This is a genomic window from Lysinibacillus pakistanensis, from assembly GCF_030123245.1.
Lineage (GTDB): Bacteria > Bacillota > Bacilli > Bacillales_A > Planococcaceae > Lysinibacillus > Lysinibacillus pakistanensis.
In genome coordinates, this window is the sequence record NZ_CP126101.1 from 1,814,436 (window position 1) to 1,830,343 (window position 15,908).

The window sequence follows — 15,908 nt, forward strand, 5'->3', positions numbered from 1 at the left end:
TGATTAACTCTTTTTTAATTTCTATTTTAGATGGTATTTTTATATTGAAGTATAAAATTCTTTTATTTTGTATATAGCTGCTGTACCGTCTTAGGTAGTTCCTCGAAAGTAACCTCTTCCCAATGTGTAACGCCACGAAGCTTCGTATAATATAGTTGGAGATATGCTTCTTCTCTCAATTGTTTCCCCGCCGAAAACTCAAGCTTTTTTTCTTTTCCTTTCTTATTGTAGGCAGTTAGCTTATAATCGTAACGTTTATCTTCGTTTAGAACCCCGAAATCAATAACCTTTGTATAATAGACTGTTTTTCCAGCGGGGCTATCAGGTATTAGCTTATCTGGAGTCATGAGGAACATTAACAAGCATCCAGAAATTATAATCATGAGTCCCAGTACTAATAATATTTTTTTCATCACAAATTCCTCCTTGGCATTAGGATGATTTAATATCTTTATTTTTCAATTGATTAATTGACATAGACGCAAAAATTACAATAAAAGTCATATTCATCACCCAAAACAGAATGTTCTGTATACCCGTCATCTCCACTTGATTCAATACACTCATACCAAAAGTGAGTAACGAGTAAGGGAAAAATAAACCTAACTTTGCTATATACAAACCCAGTCCAATAAAGACTGCACATAGACTAATTCCAATTGGTATAGCAAAGCTACGGATTCGTAAAGACAATGCCAATTGCAAAGATATAATAGATAGAGAAGCAAACCATCCTCTTATCGTCATGGATATCGTCTCTACTGGGAAAGGCTCTGATATGGTGAACAAGATTCCGGCCAGCAAATAGAGGCCTATAAATAGCATTTGTACAAACAAGATTAGAATGCTCACAACCACCAATTTTGCGATAAACACACTAGAAACAGATACAGGAGAGGTCATTAGCATATTCCAATTTCGATTTAAATGCTCAAGTCTGCATACATAGGCACAACAAATAGCAATCAAGATAGGAAGGAAAAACTCACCGTAAAACAAGCTGACTTGAGTCCATAAGCTGTACCAGCCATTTGTTAGAGCACCCTGGTTAAAATAAAAATTTAAACATCCAATCAGCATACTTATGAGAGGAAGTACAACAAGTACAAAACCAATCCGGGAATGCCGTAATTTCAGAAATTCAGCATAAATACTTCTTTTCATTAGCTCTCCTCCTTAGATTTCTTGCCTGGAAACATGAATGCGTCCAGCAATGTAGAATAGGGTGGTCATAATAACTGCTATTCCGATAATCACGAAATCAACAGGCTGTTTCATATAGGTACTAGAAGACGCCGAGAATAGATAAGTAATCGGACTAAGATCCAAATAATAAGACCAGATAAAAATATGTCTGGCAGTAGCAGGGAACAGTCCAGCCGTCATTCCTATAAAGCCCCCAAGCATTCCCAAACACAATGCAAAAGCTTGGTTTTTGATAACTAAAGAAATCCATTGCTGAAGTGCTGTGACAGCGAGAGTTGTCAGTAAAGTACCCAAAATAAATCTAGTGAAAAAATCAATAGGTGGTGATCCAGGAAATTCCTTTATCAACCCAAACATAATCATGAGTAAGGTTTGTGCTAAGATGCCTAATAAGAGAAGACTGTTGGCGCATAAATATTTCGCTACATATAGATGACCACGGCTCACATTGGTAGCAACAAGCATTTTCCATGTCTCTCCTTTGTGCTCCATATCACAAATCCGAGAGACGACAATGGCTGAAATAATCGGCATAAAAAGCCCATTCATGGAGGATATATTAAATATCACAGATTCCCAGATTGCATGTTCGGGATTACTCGCAATAGAACGACTAATAGACATGAAAGCCCATAGGATTTCTACAGTTAGAAATAATAGAATCATCATCCCTATTTTTTTGCGACGAATTTTGAAATATTCTAGCTTCAATGTTGTTATCACAAACTTCGCTCCTTCCCTGTAATTTCTAAGAAAATATTCTCTAAACTTTTTTTATGCTCCTCAATTCGGGTGACAGGAATATTATGATCGACTAGAAATTTGTTCATTTCTGCCACCTTCGTATCTATAAGATTCTCAAACACCAGCCAGCTGTCACTCTCAACCGGACAAAAGCCTTGGGTAAGTAGCAAATGTTCAGCCTTGGTATTGTCCCCGGTTTTAAGAAAAATGGAGCTTTTACTTTTTTTTCTTAAGGTTTCCATTTTACCCTGGAATAGTAGATTCCCCTCACTAATAATACCAACTGAGGTAGCTATTTGATCAATCTCCGAAAGCAGATGACTTGAGAGCAATACAGTTATGCCATAACTCGTAGGTAGGGATTTAATAAGTTCTCGAATTTCACCTATTCCTGCAGGATCAAGACCATTCGTTGGCTCATCGAGGATTAGCAGTTTTGGGAAAGCGAGAAGGGCCATTGCAATCCCTAGTCGTTGCTTCATTCCGAGCGAATATTGTTCGGCCTTTTTATTTTTATGATTTTCAAGTCGTACGATTCGAAGCGCCTCATCTACATTCTTATCGGGCACGTTTCGCAGCCGTTGCATAACCTTCATATTCTCAAGCCCCGTAAGATGACCATAATAGGAAGGTGACTCAATAAGCGACCCAGTTCGATGTAGAATGGAAGGACGATTTTTATTTAGGCTCTCTCCGAAAATTTTAATGGTCCCTTCAGAAGGTTTAACGAGTCCAAGTAGCATTTTCAGCGTGGTTGTTTTTCCAGCCCCGTTTGGTCCAAGAAACCCGTATATTTCTCCTTCTTGAACTTGAAGATCAACCCTATTTACTGAATTAAAAGACCCATATTTTTTGGATAAATTTTGCGTTTGCACAATAGCCGATGCAGTCATGTAAAAACCAGCTCCATTCAAATTTTTATTTTTTTCAGTTTCAACTTTAATGAAATCACCTTTCCACAGTCTAAAGGCAATCTTACAGCAACCTTAAATAACTAATTCCCTTAAATTAGAGGGCAATCTTTAATTTAAAAAAGAGAAAAGCTGATGATCTTCACAGGAATCATCAGCTTTCATATATTTTTATGGCCATGAGGAGCACTCCAAATATTTTAACAAGATTTATTTAATAATAGCTTCACTTGCTTTTTTAGATATATTTGGTCTGAAGTAGAGTAGGTTTTAATAACCAAATAAAGTGATAACTTATTTTATGTTGCAAATACAACAAAATGAGTATATATTAAGCAAATACGAATAAGGGTTTTTTTGACCTCTTAGTTATAGATCTATTACGCCATATTAATTAAATTTAAATCGTTAAGGAGAATCAAAGAAGATAATGAATTGGCAGATAAAAGAATTTAATCAATTAACTACAAAAGAATTATATGAAATTTTAAAAGTAAGAGCAGAAGTATTTGTAGTCGAGCAGCAATGTATATTCCAAGATTTAGATTCAAAAGATGAAGTTTCCTATCATCTGTTCTTGGAAGATCATTCTGAAATAGTCGCTTATTTAAGAATCCTACCTCCAAATATTTCATATTCTGAAGTTGCAATTGGCAGAGTTCTCACTAAAGCAGAACATCGAAAGAAAGGCATTTCTAAGAAATTGGTTCAAAATGCTATAAATTTTGTGACAGATTTTTTGGGAGAACAGGCAATTAGGATTTCTGCACAGGCCTATTTGTTGAAGTTTTACAATGATTTAGGATTTGAGCCAGTGTCGGAAGTTTACTTGGAAGATGGTATAGAGCACATTGAAATGTTGTATAGGAAATAAATTTTAATCTAGATATTCACTGTATAAATTAAATTACTCGCTAAAAAATTGATAATTAAACCATCTATTCATTTATCGCATTTTCTAGTTTAAAAATAGTATGTTTAAAGATTTGCAATTATTAATCAGTTCATCAAGACGACATCCGTATGGGAAAGAAGGCTTGACTAAGGAACGACTATCATTATCACTTTTCCAATGATAACTACAAAGTATTTAAATTCATGCTATACATTTGAATTTTTAAACATTTTCGTATTCCCAATGTTACGGCTCATTTGCGCTTTCTTGCATATAACGACGTAACATTTTTTATTTGTTCATATTCCGTTCATATTGTCGTCATAGAGAATATATCTTCGTCCAATAAGCTATCCTTAATGCTCATATAGGATAGCTAAGAAAAGGAGAAGGTACGAGTGAAACTAAAAGAAGAGATAATGAAAAGGAGGATGGGTAAACCGCTCATTCTTATGCTTAAAGCAATCGGAGTTATAGTTATTGCAATAGCGCTTTTTCTGGTCATTGTTTTTATTGTTAATATTGTCTGTAATAAATTCGAGCAAGGAAAAATAGATATTTATGGTCAGCCTGTAGCTGTAGACGGGAAGGATATGAATGTCTTCATTCAAGGAGAAGGCAAAGAAACCATCGTGCTCTTACCTGGTTATGGAACAGCAGCACCAGCACTTGATTTTAAACCACTAATAGATGAACTATCTCCATTTTACAAAGTTGTTGTAATTGAGCCTTTTGGTTATGGATTAAGTGATTTAACCGAGAAGGAACGGAGTACAGAGAATATAGTCAGTGAAATACATGAAGCTCTACAGCAACTTCATATTGAGCGGTATATGCTAATGGGCCACTCCATTTCGGGTCTTTACGGACTAGATTATGTGAACAAATATCCAGATGAAGTGAGTGCATTTGTTGGGCTCGATAGCAGTGTTCCAACGATAAGCGAGAAAAAGATTGATTCTTCAATCATTAGAACTATTAAACTACTAAAAAATTCGGGTTTAGGTAGATTGCAAGTGAAGCTAAGTGATGATCCATATGCCGAACTACCATATGATGAAAAAACAAAAGAACAACTGAAAATTCTTAAGCACAAAAACATGTACAATCCTAGCCAGTTAAATGAAGCTGAAATGATGTATGAAAATTTTAAAGCAGCTAAAAATTTATCATTCCCAAAAAATCTTCCTGTTATTTTCTTTATACAAAAGAATCATCCAGTCACTGACAGATGGGTGCCAGAGCATCAAAAACAAATAAAGGATTCTGTACATGGGAAAGTGATGACATTTGAAGGGGATCATTATTTATATCGTACCAAAGCACAAGAAATTGTAGAACATTTCAGGGCGTATATGGATCAAATAAAATAAGCGTAGTAATCGTTTTGTTTCAATTAAATTGTCTAGCCAGTATTATCATGCAACGCTGTATTTGCAACTTTGTTAATAGAAGATAAACTAGGTTTAAACATATATTATAAGTAATACAAATAGAACGAGGAGGGAATGCAATGTCTAAAAATCAAAAGGTAATAATTGTTGGGGCAGGGATTGTTGGTGCATCTATTGCTTATAATCTATCAAAAGTAAATAAGGATATCACGTTAGTTGAGAGCCATTCAAAAGCTAGCTGTGGTGTAACATCAAATTCCTTTGCCTGGATTAATCCTTCAGGGCGTGTACCAGAAAACTTCCAACATTTGTATGGCGGATCATTAGCAGAATATCACGTATTGGAAAAAGAGATTCCAGAATTAAAGGTCGATTGGAACGGCTCCCTTTCATGGGGAATTCCTGTAAACATCAATAAATCTTATGTAGAAAAAATAACTGGCCAGCAAGTATCGGACTTAGAACCTCATTTAAAAGAATATCCAAAGGAAGCTCTATATGCTTTTAAAGAAGGTGCGGTAGATCCTAATATTCTAACGAATCTTTTACTCAAGAAAGCCCAAGAAAATGGGGTAAATATATTGTTCGACACAAAAGTAACACAAGTTAAAAAGGAGGATGCTAAAGTTGTTGGCATACATACTTCAAAAGGTTTTATAGAATCAGACGTAATCGTTTTGGCAAACGGCACAGCGTTACCTGAGCTTTGTAAGCCTCTTGGTATTGAGGTACCTGTTGAGTCATCACCTTCTATTATTATTCGAATGAAATCTTCAAAAAAGCTTATTCACACATTAATTTCTAATTCAAGATTTGAAGCAAGACAGCTATCTGATACTACGTTAATTGCTGCTGAAGATTATTTGGATGACTATGGAGAAAATGGACCAGAAGAGGTTGGAAAAAGAGCTTTAGAAATCCTACGCTACGATTTGGTAGATGGGGAACATTTAGAGTTAGAAAGTATCAAAGTAGGAATGAGGCCAATGCCAAAAGACGGTTACCCCATTGTCGGTTTTCACGATCAGGTAAAAGGACTTTATTTAGCAGTTATGCATTCTGCAATTACGTTATCTCCAGTTATTAGTCGATTGATTGCGAAGGAAATCGTAGATAATGTGCAGTTGGAAGAATTAGAAGGTTGTAGACTATCTCGATTTTACAAAGTAAATGAAATATGAGTAATTAAATAACAAGTTTTAATCATTCGAGAAAAGGCAAAAGCAATTCGACATAAGCATCTAAGTGTAGAATGTGTTACTACGATTGACAAACATGGACTATGCCCACTCATTAATCTTAAAAGCCAGTATTGAAACTAGAAAGGGAGAGGGGGAAGGGTAGTCAAGTGAAGATACTTAAAGAGCATGTTATGGTTGATTTTGATATTTATTTCATAATACGCTCTTTTCTATGTTCTATTAAAAACACTTATGTCTGTATATTATTTATTTTTCTAAAGCATACTTCAAATCAACTAGTTTGGATTTCAAAATTCTGAATGATTTAAGAGAGGGGGATGTTAGGTCGTTGGCATTGCATATAGTAAGTCATAACTATTAGCAGATTCCATTTCAATTTCTAAAATGATTAAGTGCTAGTAATGTTGCCGAATTATATTCAGTAGGCAAATCGTCCTCAAAATAAATTGCCTCTACTGGACAAACTAATTCGCATGCCCCACAATCAATACAAATATCAGGATTAATCACATATTGGGTATCCGTCAAAACAATACAATTTACAGGACAGACATCCAAACAGACAGCTGCTTTTTCATCCCTACATAATTCTGTAATTACAAAAGTCATTATAAATCCCCCTAAATAGATAGTTGTTGTCTTAATTCTTCAGGTGACTGTTTCCAGTACTCCTCATTAAATCCAGATAAAAACTGATAAAGTAATTTTTTTGAATTAATATCTACATGATTCAGGATAAATTGCCCTTTAAGTGCCTTATCCAAGTAATTTACTTGTTCTGGCAACGATTTATAGCCAAGTTTAATTCGGCGTTCTTCTTTTGATACGCGTACTTCACTTGCTGTACATCCCGCATAAAAAGGTCCGTTTTGAGCAATTTGAGTAGCTACCCAAACAATCCAATAACGATTATAATTGTCACTAGCATGAGCTAAATCTGGAGAAAATCGAACTTTTTTTTCAATTATACTTCGCCCATGTAAAGCTTCTAAGTCTATAAATACGTGTTCATTTTCACAATCTATTATAATAGGCGTTACATTATTTAAATCAAGGGTACCTACTCCGTAACCTCCATCTCCATCTGTTGAATCATTACTTAAAATAGTAAAATGCATTTTTTGTTTCATAGAAATCACCTTTATACGATTTTGAATTTCTAGATTAACTTCCGGATTTTGTTTATTTCGAATAACCCTAAACTCAGAATCTCCTAATAATTTTATAAATAAAATATACAACTTATTCTCATTTCTTGTCTTCAGGCTTACGTCTGAATTGTTTGAAATGGTAAAGTTGTAATCTGATCTTTTGTGTTGAAGTTCGCTAATATACAAAATTACATTTATATTATTCATAAATGGCACTTCTCATTGCTAAATAAATATAAGTTTAGTTCTTGTCTTTGATTTAGAATCAAAAAATTCTGCAATGGATTTTATTAAATTAAAAAATCTTTGTTCAGATTTTGTTCAGGGAGGTTATATTAAAGTATATTATGTCAAAAAGATAATAGTAAGCTAGGGTTACTTAGCATTTTTTCAGATTCAAAAAATAATGAGGATTTGAACAGACACTTTAATACTTAAAGTGTCATAGTGTTGAAAAACTAAATAGCCAAGGCACCCTTTGTGAATATTTAGTCAAAATGAAGGTGATTTCCGTTCCAGGCTACTCGCTTTCCTGTGGGCGAGCGACGAGCCGCTTCCTGCGCTGACGCTCCGTGCAGGGTCTCGTCTGTCTCGCTATCCCACGGGAGTCGAGTAGCCTTCCACTCCAATCAGCAATAGTGTAGAACTTTAAATATTTTCTTCCCTTAAAAGTAAAGTAAAAGCATATTACTTACTATCATTAAATAGATAGAATAGTGGTACAATTCTATAGTTGTCAACCTACATTTTATTTTTATGCATAAAACTAATTTCTAACTTTATATAAAGCCACTTATTGATGTCGCATAGAAAAATATTATCAAAGCTCCACTTTTGCACAAAATAGTGATGGTTAATACTTCAATTTATCACTACACATTTATGTGAAATGCAAATAGAAAATACTATGAGCAATAGTTGATTGGAGTGTAGACTGAGTGACTCCTCCGGGATTCACAGCGTCACAGATGAGACCCTGGAGCGAGCAGATTAGGGGAACGAAGGCTAAAATCGTCACGTCCTGTGACAACGCCTTCGTGACCAACCTCCTGTTGCCCCAAGCGGCTCATCGGACGCCCCCAGGAAAGCACTCAGTCGGAACGGAGATCAACCCCTCGTTTTGAAAAAGGGCTATACTTTTTAATTTGTCACCTTGATTTCATTGACATAATAGTATTTCAACAACATGACACTTTAATACTTAAAGTGTGTTAATTAAAAAAAGTGTAAGCAATATGCTGTAATTATACATATGAATTTACTGAACTATGGAGGCATGATAATGAAAAAGAATATCCTAATCATTGTGAGTATTATCATGCTGTTTGTTATTGTCTTTTCCCTTGGCAATTGGCATTATTTCTCCAATACCCATCCAAAAATTGTATACGAAGGATTGGTAAAGATAGATGCTGAGCAATTACAAAAGCCAGTAAAACTAGAAGGGGATTGGGCTTTTTATCCAAACCTCTTAATTCCTCCAAAGGACAGGCTTGAAAACTACAAAAATAAAAAGGAGACATTACATGTACCCTTTAATTGGGAGACGTATGTAGAGAGAAATAAAGAGGGACTTGCTGTTGGTACCTATCATGTCAAAATAGATGTGCCGACAGAAGGATTTTATGGCTTATATATTAGATCTATCCGACAAGCTAGTCGAGTTTTTATTAATGGTGTAGAGGTTGGGTCTAAAGGAAATGCAAGCACAGTCTTAAGTGAATATGAATCTGAAAATGATGATAAATATACAGTATTTGCGCACAGTAATAATAAGGTATTAGACATTGTCATCCATGTAGCGAACTACAATTATTCGCAGCCTGGTATCGTTTATCCTATTGAATTTGGCACGAAGAAGGTCATTCAACAGCATTACAATTGGAAAGTGTTTATAGATGCATTAGTAAGTATTGGGCATATAGTTATTGGGGTCGTTTATATTCTTACATATATACAAAATCGCAAACGCAAAGAAGAGCTGTTCTTTGGTTTTTTTACAATTTCTTTAGGGTTTTATATGGCATTTATTAATCAAAAAGTATTTTTTCTATTAGTTTCAGACATACTACCTGTCGATCAATTGCGTCTACAGCTCGGTATCATTCCAATAGCATTACTAGCTTTGACACTATTTATCTATTCGATGTATCCGCATCTACAAAAAAGAAAAATAATATATTGTCTTATCATTTTACTTGGTGTGGTATTTGTTTTTTACGGTATATACAATCCAATTACAAAAAATCAAAGAGCCTCTTCAGATTTTGAGGTGTTCTGGAGAAAAATAGCTTATATCAGTGTTACTGCACCGGTTGTATTTTATAATCTATGGATTCTAATTAGGGTTATGCTACATCGACTAGAAGGTGTTCGTTATGTTCTAATCGTGATTTCAGCTATTTGTTGTTATTCAATTTTACTCACTTTAAATTTCTTAATGGGCATTCCTATAGATTATACAGAATTTGTGTTATTTTTACTGATTTTGTTCGGGTTTGCATCATTATTAAATTTTCGTGCGAATCAAGCCTTTATGAAAATCCAAGCATTATCAGAAGAATTGCTGGCACATAACCAAATGAAGGATGAATTTCTACTGAAAACTTCACATGAATTACGTACACCACTTAACGGTATTTTGAATTTATCAAAATCCTTAATGGAAGGGGCTCAGGGACCTTTAAAACGAGCGCAACAGGAGCAAGTCATTTTAATTCATAATGTCACACAGCGTTTAGGACATTTAGTAGAGGATTTGTTGTTTTCTTCAAATCAAATGACGGGAGAAGTAAGGGTTACCCCACGTAGTATCCCACCATCCGTTATTAATGAAGTAGTAGTAGAAATTCGTAGTATGATGTCAAAGAATAGCCAAGTTAGTGTTAATGCTGAAGTGGATTTAGAATTACCTCATATATTCACGGATGAGTTACGCTTTAAGCAAGTTCTATATAATTTGTTGCAAAACGCTATGAAATATACAGAAGTTGGAGAAATCAAAGTGACAGCCTTTGTCCATCAACAGCAGATGGTCATCCAAGTAAGTGATACAGGCTGTGGTATTCCAGCACAAGATTTAGATCGTATCTTTAATGCCTTCTATCTAGGAAATAATCATCAAAATAGGGAAGGGCTCGGTTTGGGCTTAAGTATTACTAAAAATATTGTTGAAAAATTAAATGGCGATATTCATGTTTCAAGTATGATAGGGCAAGGTACTACATTTACATTTACAATGCCACTTGCCACTGGCGAACATCTGAGCATAGAGCAATCGGCTACAATTGCCTCTGATACTATTACTGAAATACAGTTACAATTACCACTTATCTATAAAGGGAATAGTAAAAAAATACTTGTAGTGGATGATAACCATGTCAATATAAAAGCTTTAGCTGATGCTTTACCACTTAAAGGATATACAGTTATTGCAGTCGATAATGGGTTTGATGCGATAGATTATATTAAAACTAATCATGTAGATTGTATGTTAATCGATCTAATGATGAATGGGATGTCAGGATATGAGCTATGTAAACGAGTACGTAAACAATTTGATATGCTGGAGCTACCTATTATTACCTTAACAGCGATTATGAAGCATTCTGATTTATTGGTAACCTTAAAAGTCGGTGCAAATGATTATTTACAGAAGCCTATTTCGATGGATGAACTTTTTATTCGCATCGAATCTTTATTAGCTGTTCGACAATCTTCAATAGATGCAATAGAGGTAGAAATGAATTATTTATATTCTCAGATTACTCCACATTTTGTTTATAATACGCTTAATACTATTATCGGTTTAAGCTATACAGATATGGACAACACTCGTGAAGCACTATATTGTTTAACAACCTATTTCCGTGCAAAGCTTAATGTCCATTATCGAAATAGCTTTGTCTCTGTTGAAGAAGAGATGGAGCTTGTAAAAGCATATTTATATATTGAAAAGATGCGTTTTGGTGATCGATTAAGTATCAAATATGATATTGATGAATCCATTCAATTAATGATTCCTGCTTTATCCATTCAGCCATTAGTGGAAAATGCTGTTTTCCATGGTATTTCTAAAAAACAAGAGGGAGGAACCATTGAGGTAAGTGTCCAAAGGGAGGGACAATTAGTCCGAATCAAAATCTATGATAACGGAGTAGGTATGCCTGAGGAAAAACTACAGCAGCTGATAAACGAAGAAAGCACACGGATTGGATTTATGAATCCTTTAAAAAAATTCAAATTAATAAAAAATGCTAGTTTACGTTTATACAGTGAGGAAGGAAAGGGGACAACGATTGTTGTTTTATTACCTGAGGGCGGTGGAGCATGAACAAACTAAGCAAATGATTAGATGACCGTCTCAATTTCAAATTACAAAAGGAAATGAAAAAGTACCACAATTTTCGGATTGTGGTACTTTTAAAGCTTTGTGGAATATTTCTGTAATATAGCATATATTAATTTTTTTCTTTTAATAATCCTTCTACTACAAATTCAATAATCTTATCTTTCACAATAGGGAAAATATCGTCACCTATTTCACTTTTGTGTAAACGTAATGTCATAACGGCCTGCATAATTCCTACAATCACTCTAGGGTCATTTTTTGGCAATGTCCCTTGCTCCATTAGGAAATTAACCGCCTCAATACCTCTCATTGCATTCATTTGATTAAACTCTGACATTTGGGCTGGTAATTTACGCAACAGTCGATCATGTTCATCATTTTGAAAAACTTGTTGTAGAAAAGGATTTTTTTCGACTGAATCAAAAGAAAAATGAAAGAATGAATGTAACAATTCTTTTGATGTAAGGTTTTTTCGAAACAGTTCATTAAGAACTTCCTCTCGAATTTCTACTTCATTTATTAATATTTCATAATAAAGCTCTTCTTTAGAATTGAAAAATTTATAAAAAGTTCCTTTGGCAATACCACATTCTCTAATGATTTCATCAATACTCGTCTTTGCGAGACCGTATTTAATAAAAATATTACGACCTTTTGTCAAAAGATCTTGTTTAATGTGCTCCTTTTCGTTATCAGTAAATTTTGGCATTGAGTATCTCCTTTAATTTTATATGACTTTTTGTGGATTTATAGTCACGTCTAATTTATACTATACCATATATAGTCAAAATAAAAATGATGTTATCTTTATTATTTTTATGACTATATAGACTTTTAAAGTCATAAAAATTTAGAATTGAAAAATTAAGGAGAAGAATATGATTGCTATTGGAGAAAATCTGGTTAAATTTGATGGACTTTATAATTTCCGAGACATTGGGGGTTTTATAACAAATGATGGAAGGGTAATGAAAAAGGGTATCCTTTTTCGTTCTGATGAGTTATCAAGGCTTTCTGTAAAAGATATAGATATATTTAATGATTTTAAAATTAAACTAATCTGTGATTTAAGAACAGACCAAGAAAGAAAATCAAAGCCTAGTAAAATCTTATCAGAACAAGCTATAAAGGTGATGAACATTTCTATTCAAGATAGAAGTCAAGAATTCACACGTTTTGAATTCTTCAAATTTCTAGTAAGTAAATCAAACTCAATAAATTTTGAAATAATGATGAAAGAAATGTACTACAATATGGCCTTTATTAACAATTCAAAAATTAATGAAGTGATTACATCGCTTTCTAATCAAAATCATTTGCCTGCCTTAATTCATTGTACTGGGGGGAAAGATCGAACTGGTTTCATTTCTGCGCTAATACAATTGCTGGTTGGAGTTCCATATCATAAAGTAATGGAAGAATATTTGTACTCTAATCATCTAATTGAACCTAAAATGAAAAAAGTGGAGAAAATGATTAAATGGATGAGCCTTTTCCAAGTATCTTCAGAGAAAATAAAACCAATGCTAGAAGTTCGAAAAGAATATTTAGAAGATGTTTATCGTGAAATCATTAAACAATATGGTGATATAGAAAATTATTTATATGAGGGTTGTGGTATAAAGAAAGAGTGTTTATCAAAATTAAAAAATATGCTACTTGAATAAATACACTGTTTAAAACAGTTTTTTATTTAATTTTTATATGACTAATAGAACGTTAAAAGTCATATGTTCTTCATAAAATATTTGAAATGAGTGAGAATATGTTTAAGAATTACTTCCAAACAAAGGATATTCGTTTATTTTATGTGAGAACTAAATTAGAGGGAAAACCGATATTACTACTCCATGGTGGCATTTCAAGTTGGGAAGCCTTTGTGACAATTATTCCTGAATTAGAGAAATACGGATGTATTTATGCCCTTGATTTAAGAGGACATGGTAACTCGGATAAGAATGTTGAAAAGTATAGCCTGAAAGATTATGTGACTGATGTTGTCCAATTTATTAAAGAAACAATTTCTGAGCCCCCGATTATTTTTGGTCATTCTCTTGGCGGTATGATTGGCATTCAAATAGCGGCATATTATCCTGAACTAGTGAAAGGGTTAATAATTGGAGAATCGCCTTTAAATTTAGAAGTATTAAGGGAAAGTTCTAAAAGCCTAGAAAAGTGGCAGGCATTTAAAGAAAATTTTAAAGAGCATAAAGGAGAATTGAGAGTAGGAAAAAATAAAATACAACAAGATAAAAAAGATTCTGCATTAATGGAATTTATGATAAAAAGTGTTTTGTTAACAGATTCCAACGTAATAATTGCTATGGTCGATGAATTTGAAGATACATTTAAGTCATATGATATTCATTATTTACTACCGATGATTAAATGTCCCGTATTAATATTACAAGGTAATCCAGAACTTAAAGCTATTATAAGGGATGAAGATGTAGAAACAGCTTTAAGACTTTTACCTCATGCGAAGCATATTAAACTATTGCATGCAGGGCATACATTGCATATAGAGGATAAAAATGCGGTATTACAAGCGATTCTTCCATTCATAGAGAAATTTAATGGCATATAAATCATAAGAAATTTGAAACAGCCAGATTTACATTTGGCTGTTTTACTGTAGAAAAATATTTAATATAGCATTGACAAAGTATAAATTTTTAGCTAAAGTACGTTTGTACTTAAGTTCAAAAAAAAATACCTGTGTTTATTTATGGTTGGAATCTCTTTTTTGATTGGGAAAAAGACATTAGTTAATAAATAAGGGGAGGTTATTTTGAGGATATTAGAAGCTATCACCATCAATGGCTTTTTAATAAAAAAATACAAATTTATATTATTATTTTTGCTTTTATTTTCGCAGTAATTGCACTGTGGTTTGTTCCAGAGAAAATACCGATTCACTTTAATGCTTTGCAACATGTAGATATTTCTATAACTAAATATATGGGTGTCTTTATTTTTCCTACTCTTATGATATTCTCATATTTAATAAGGCAATTGCATTGGCAAACATATTTTTTATTTTATTTCTTTTTTATTCTCCATCTACCGTTAATTGGGCTGGCAATATAAAGATTGTCAACAAAGTCTTTTATATGACTTTGTTGACAATTTAAGAAATTAATTTATTTATTGTTTTGTTTATGAATAATATTAAAAACTTTATTCAAAAGCTGTTCAGTTCCTGGAAGAGAGGGGGATAGTATTTTTAATTGTCGAATGGCTCCTTCGCAAACACCCCATCTTATATATGAGCTTTGAATTTCCTCCAAAATAAAATTAATTATTTCTTGAGCTTCCCGTGAAAATTCATAATCATTTGATGTTAATAATTTTTGTATATTACTAATGGCGGTTTCTTGATCTTCACATGCACTTGATGATTTAAACGGGAATAGAATTTGAGTGGTTTGCTTTGTTATTTCAATATTTTTTTCTAAACGTAAAATATTATAATCTAAAATATCTGAACTATTGAGCTTTAGCTTCATTTGATCAGAATATCTAAATTGATAGCCTAATCCTCCAATAAAGTGGGTAGATAAATCCATAGCACTATCTTCTATTTCATTACCATAAACCTCAATTAAACGATTCGCTAGCCAGTTCAGCTCCTTATAATGGCTATTGGCCATATATTTTTGTAGCTCCTCATCATTTTCCCCTAAAGAAATATTATATAACTCCGCAATTTTTTCAGTTCCATAAATCGAATGTTTTACTCGAAGCTGAGAATAAAAAATGTGCTTATCATTAGGTTGACCTTCAATCAACAACATGTTTTGTTGTTCTTCGACTTTCTCATCAACCTTTTGAATAATATAAAGAATTAATTGGGATTTTGTAGAGAAATAATTATAAAATGTCCCTTTTGATACTTTAGATTGCTCCAAGATATCTTGGATTGCAGTATCGTGATAGCCTTTTGTCCGAAATAGCTGTTTTGCTACTTCAATGATTTTTTCTTTTTTACTCATATTTTTAACTCCTCAAAAAATTATTGACATTATTATTATACCATATTATCATAAAAATG

At 33.2% G+C, this 15,908-nt stretch carries 15 protein-coding genes; 7 read left to right on the forward strand and 8 right to left on the reverse strand.

Features of this window, described 5'->3' with window-relative positions; all coding sequences use genetic code 11:
* Nucleotides 1–62 precede the first annotated feature (62 nt).
* Genes QNH24_RS08610 through QNH24_RS08625 form a run of 4 tightly spaced genes read right to left on the reverse strand, consistent with a single transcriptional unit; the run spans nt 63 to nt 2,843 of the window.
* Nucleotides 63–413 (reverse strand): YxeA family protein, encoded by a 351-nt coding sequence (locus QNH24_RS08610; protein ID WP_283871642.1) that lies wholly within the window; start codon nt 411–413, stop codon nt 63–65.
* Nucleotides 414–432: 19 nt separating this feature from the next.
* Complete coding sequence (locus tag QNH24_RS08615; protein ID WP_283871643.1) at nt 433–1,164, reverse strand: ABC transporter permease; 732 nt, start codon at nt 1,162–1,164, stop codon at nt 433–435.
* Nucleotides 1,165–1,176: 12 nt separating this feature from the next.
* Nucleotides 1,177–1,929 carry an ABC transporter permease gene (locus QNH24_RS08620; protein WP_283871644.1) on the reverse strand — a complete coding sequence of 251 codons (753 nt, stop codon included), beginning with the start codon at nt 1,927–1,929 and terminating at the stop codon, nt 1,177–1,179.
* Nucleotides 1,926–2,843 carry an ABC transporter ATP-binding protein gene (locus QNH24_RS08625; protein ID WP_283871645.1) on the reverse strand — a complete coding sequence of 306 codons (918 nt, stop codon included), beginning with the start codon at nt 2,841–2,843 and terminating at the stop codon, nt 1,926–1,928. Before QNH24_RS08625 ends, QNH24_RS08620 begins: the two co-directional genes overlap by 4 nt.
* 448 nt (nt 2,844–3,291) lie before the next feature.
* Here QNH24_RS08625 and QNH24_RS08630 point away from each other — a divergent pair, with 448 nt between their 5' ends.
* The 3 genes from QNH24_RS08630 (at nt 3,292) to QNH24_RS08640 (ending at nt 6,331) form a co-directional block, all read left to right on the forward strand.
* Nucleotides 3,292–3,735, forward strand: coding sequence for a GNAT family N-acetyltransferase (locus QNH24_RS08630; protein ID WP_283871646.1), 444 nt, complete (start codon nt 3,292–3,294; stop codon nt 3,733–3,735).
* A 440-nt stretch (nt 3,736–4,175) separates the two neighbouring features.
* On the forward strand, nt 4,176–5,129 hold the full coding sequence (locus QNH24_RS08635) for an alpha/beta fold hydrolase (protein WP_283872774.1): 954 nt from the start codon (nt 4,176–4,178) through the stop codon (nt 5,127–5,129).
* A gap of 140 nt (nt 5,130–5,269) precedes the next feature.
* Nucleotides 5,270–6,331, forward strand: a complete 1,062-nt coding sequence (locus tag QNH24_RS08640; protein ID WP_283871647.1) for an NAD(P)/FAD-dependent oxidoreductase — start codon at nt 5,270–5,272, stop codon at nt 6,329–6,331.
* A gap of 393 nt (nt 6,332–6,724) precedes the next feature.
* Here the strand turns inward: QNH24_RS08640 and QNH24_RS08645 are convergent, their stop codons facing one another.
* The gene (locus QNH24_RS08645; protein WP_283871648.1) at nt 6,725–6,961 is read right to left on the reverse strand and encodes a DUF362 domain-containing protein; all 237 of its coding nucleotides are present in this window, start codon (nt 6,959–6,961) and stop codon (nt 6,725–6,727) included.
* 11 nt (nt 6,962–6,972) lie between these two features.
* The gene (locus tag QNH24_RS08650) at nt 6,973–7,482 is read right to left on the reverse strand and encodes a YwhD family protein (RefSeq protein ID WP_283872775.1); all 510 of its coding nucleotides are present in this window, start codon (nt 7,480–7,482) and stop codon (nt 6,973–6,975) included.
* A 1,303-nt stretch (nt 7,483–8,785) separates the two neighbouring features.
* Between QNH24_RS08650 and QNH24_RS08655 the strand changes: the two genes are divergently transcribed.
* Entirely contained in the window at nt 8,786–11,836 is a 3,051-nt protein-coding gene (locus QNH24_RS08655; protein WP_283871649.1) for a sensor histidine kinase, read from the forward strand.
* 127 nt (nt 11,837–11,963) lie between these two features.
* On the opposite strand, the gene QNH24_RS08660 is transcribed toward QNH24_RS08655, so the two are convergent.
* Complete coding sequence (locus QNH24_RS08660) at nt 11,964–12,563, reverse strand: TetR/AcrR family transcriptional regulator (RefSeq protein ID WP_283871650.1); 600 nt, start codon at nt 12,561–12,563, stop codon at nt 11,964–11,966.
* Nucleotides 12,564–12,732: 169 nt separating this feature from the next.
* Here QNH24_RS08660 and QNH24_RS08665 point away from each other — a divergent pair, with 169 nt between their 5' ends.
* From QNH24_RS08665 to QNH24_RS26275, 3 genes are all read left to right on the forward strand, one after another.
* Nucleotides 12,733–13,521 carry a tyrosine-protein phosphatase gene (locus QNH24_RS08665; protein ID WP_283871651.1) on the forward strand — a complete coding sequence of 263 codons (789 nt, stop codon included), beginning with the start codon at nt 12,733–12,735 and terminating at the stop codon, nt 13,519–13,521.
* A 98-nt stretch (nt 13,522–13,619) separates the two neighbouring features.
* Complete coding sequence (locus QNH24_RS08670) at nt 13,620–14,441, forward strand: alpha/beta fold hydrolase (protein WP_283871652.1); 822 nt, start codon at nt 13,620–13,622, stop codon at nt 14,439–14,441.
* 269 nt (nt 14,442–14,710) lie between these two features.
* Nucleotides 14,711–14,944, forward strand: a complete 234-nt coding sequence (locus QNH24_RS26275) for a DUF1648 domain-containing protein (RefSeq protein ID WP_353051153.1) — start codon at nt 14,711–14,713, stop codon at nt 14,942–14,944.
* Nucleotides 14,945–14,997: 53 nt separating this feature from the next.
* On the opposite strand, the gene QNH24_RS08675 is transcribed toward QNH24_RS26275, so the two are convergent.
* Nucleotides 14,998–15,849, reverse strand: a complete 852-nt coding sequence (locus QNH24_RS08675) for a TetR/AcrR family transcriptional regulator (protein WP_283871653.1) — start codon at nt 15,847–15,849, stop codon at nt 14,998–15,000.
* Between the last annotated feature and the right edge of the window lie 59 nt (nt 15,850–15,908).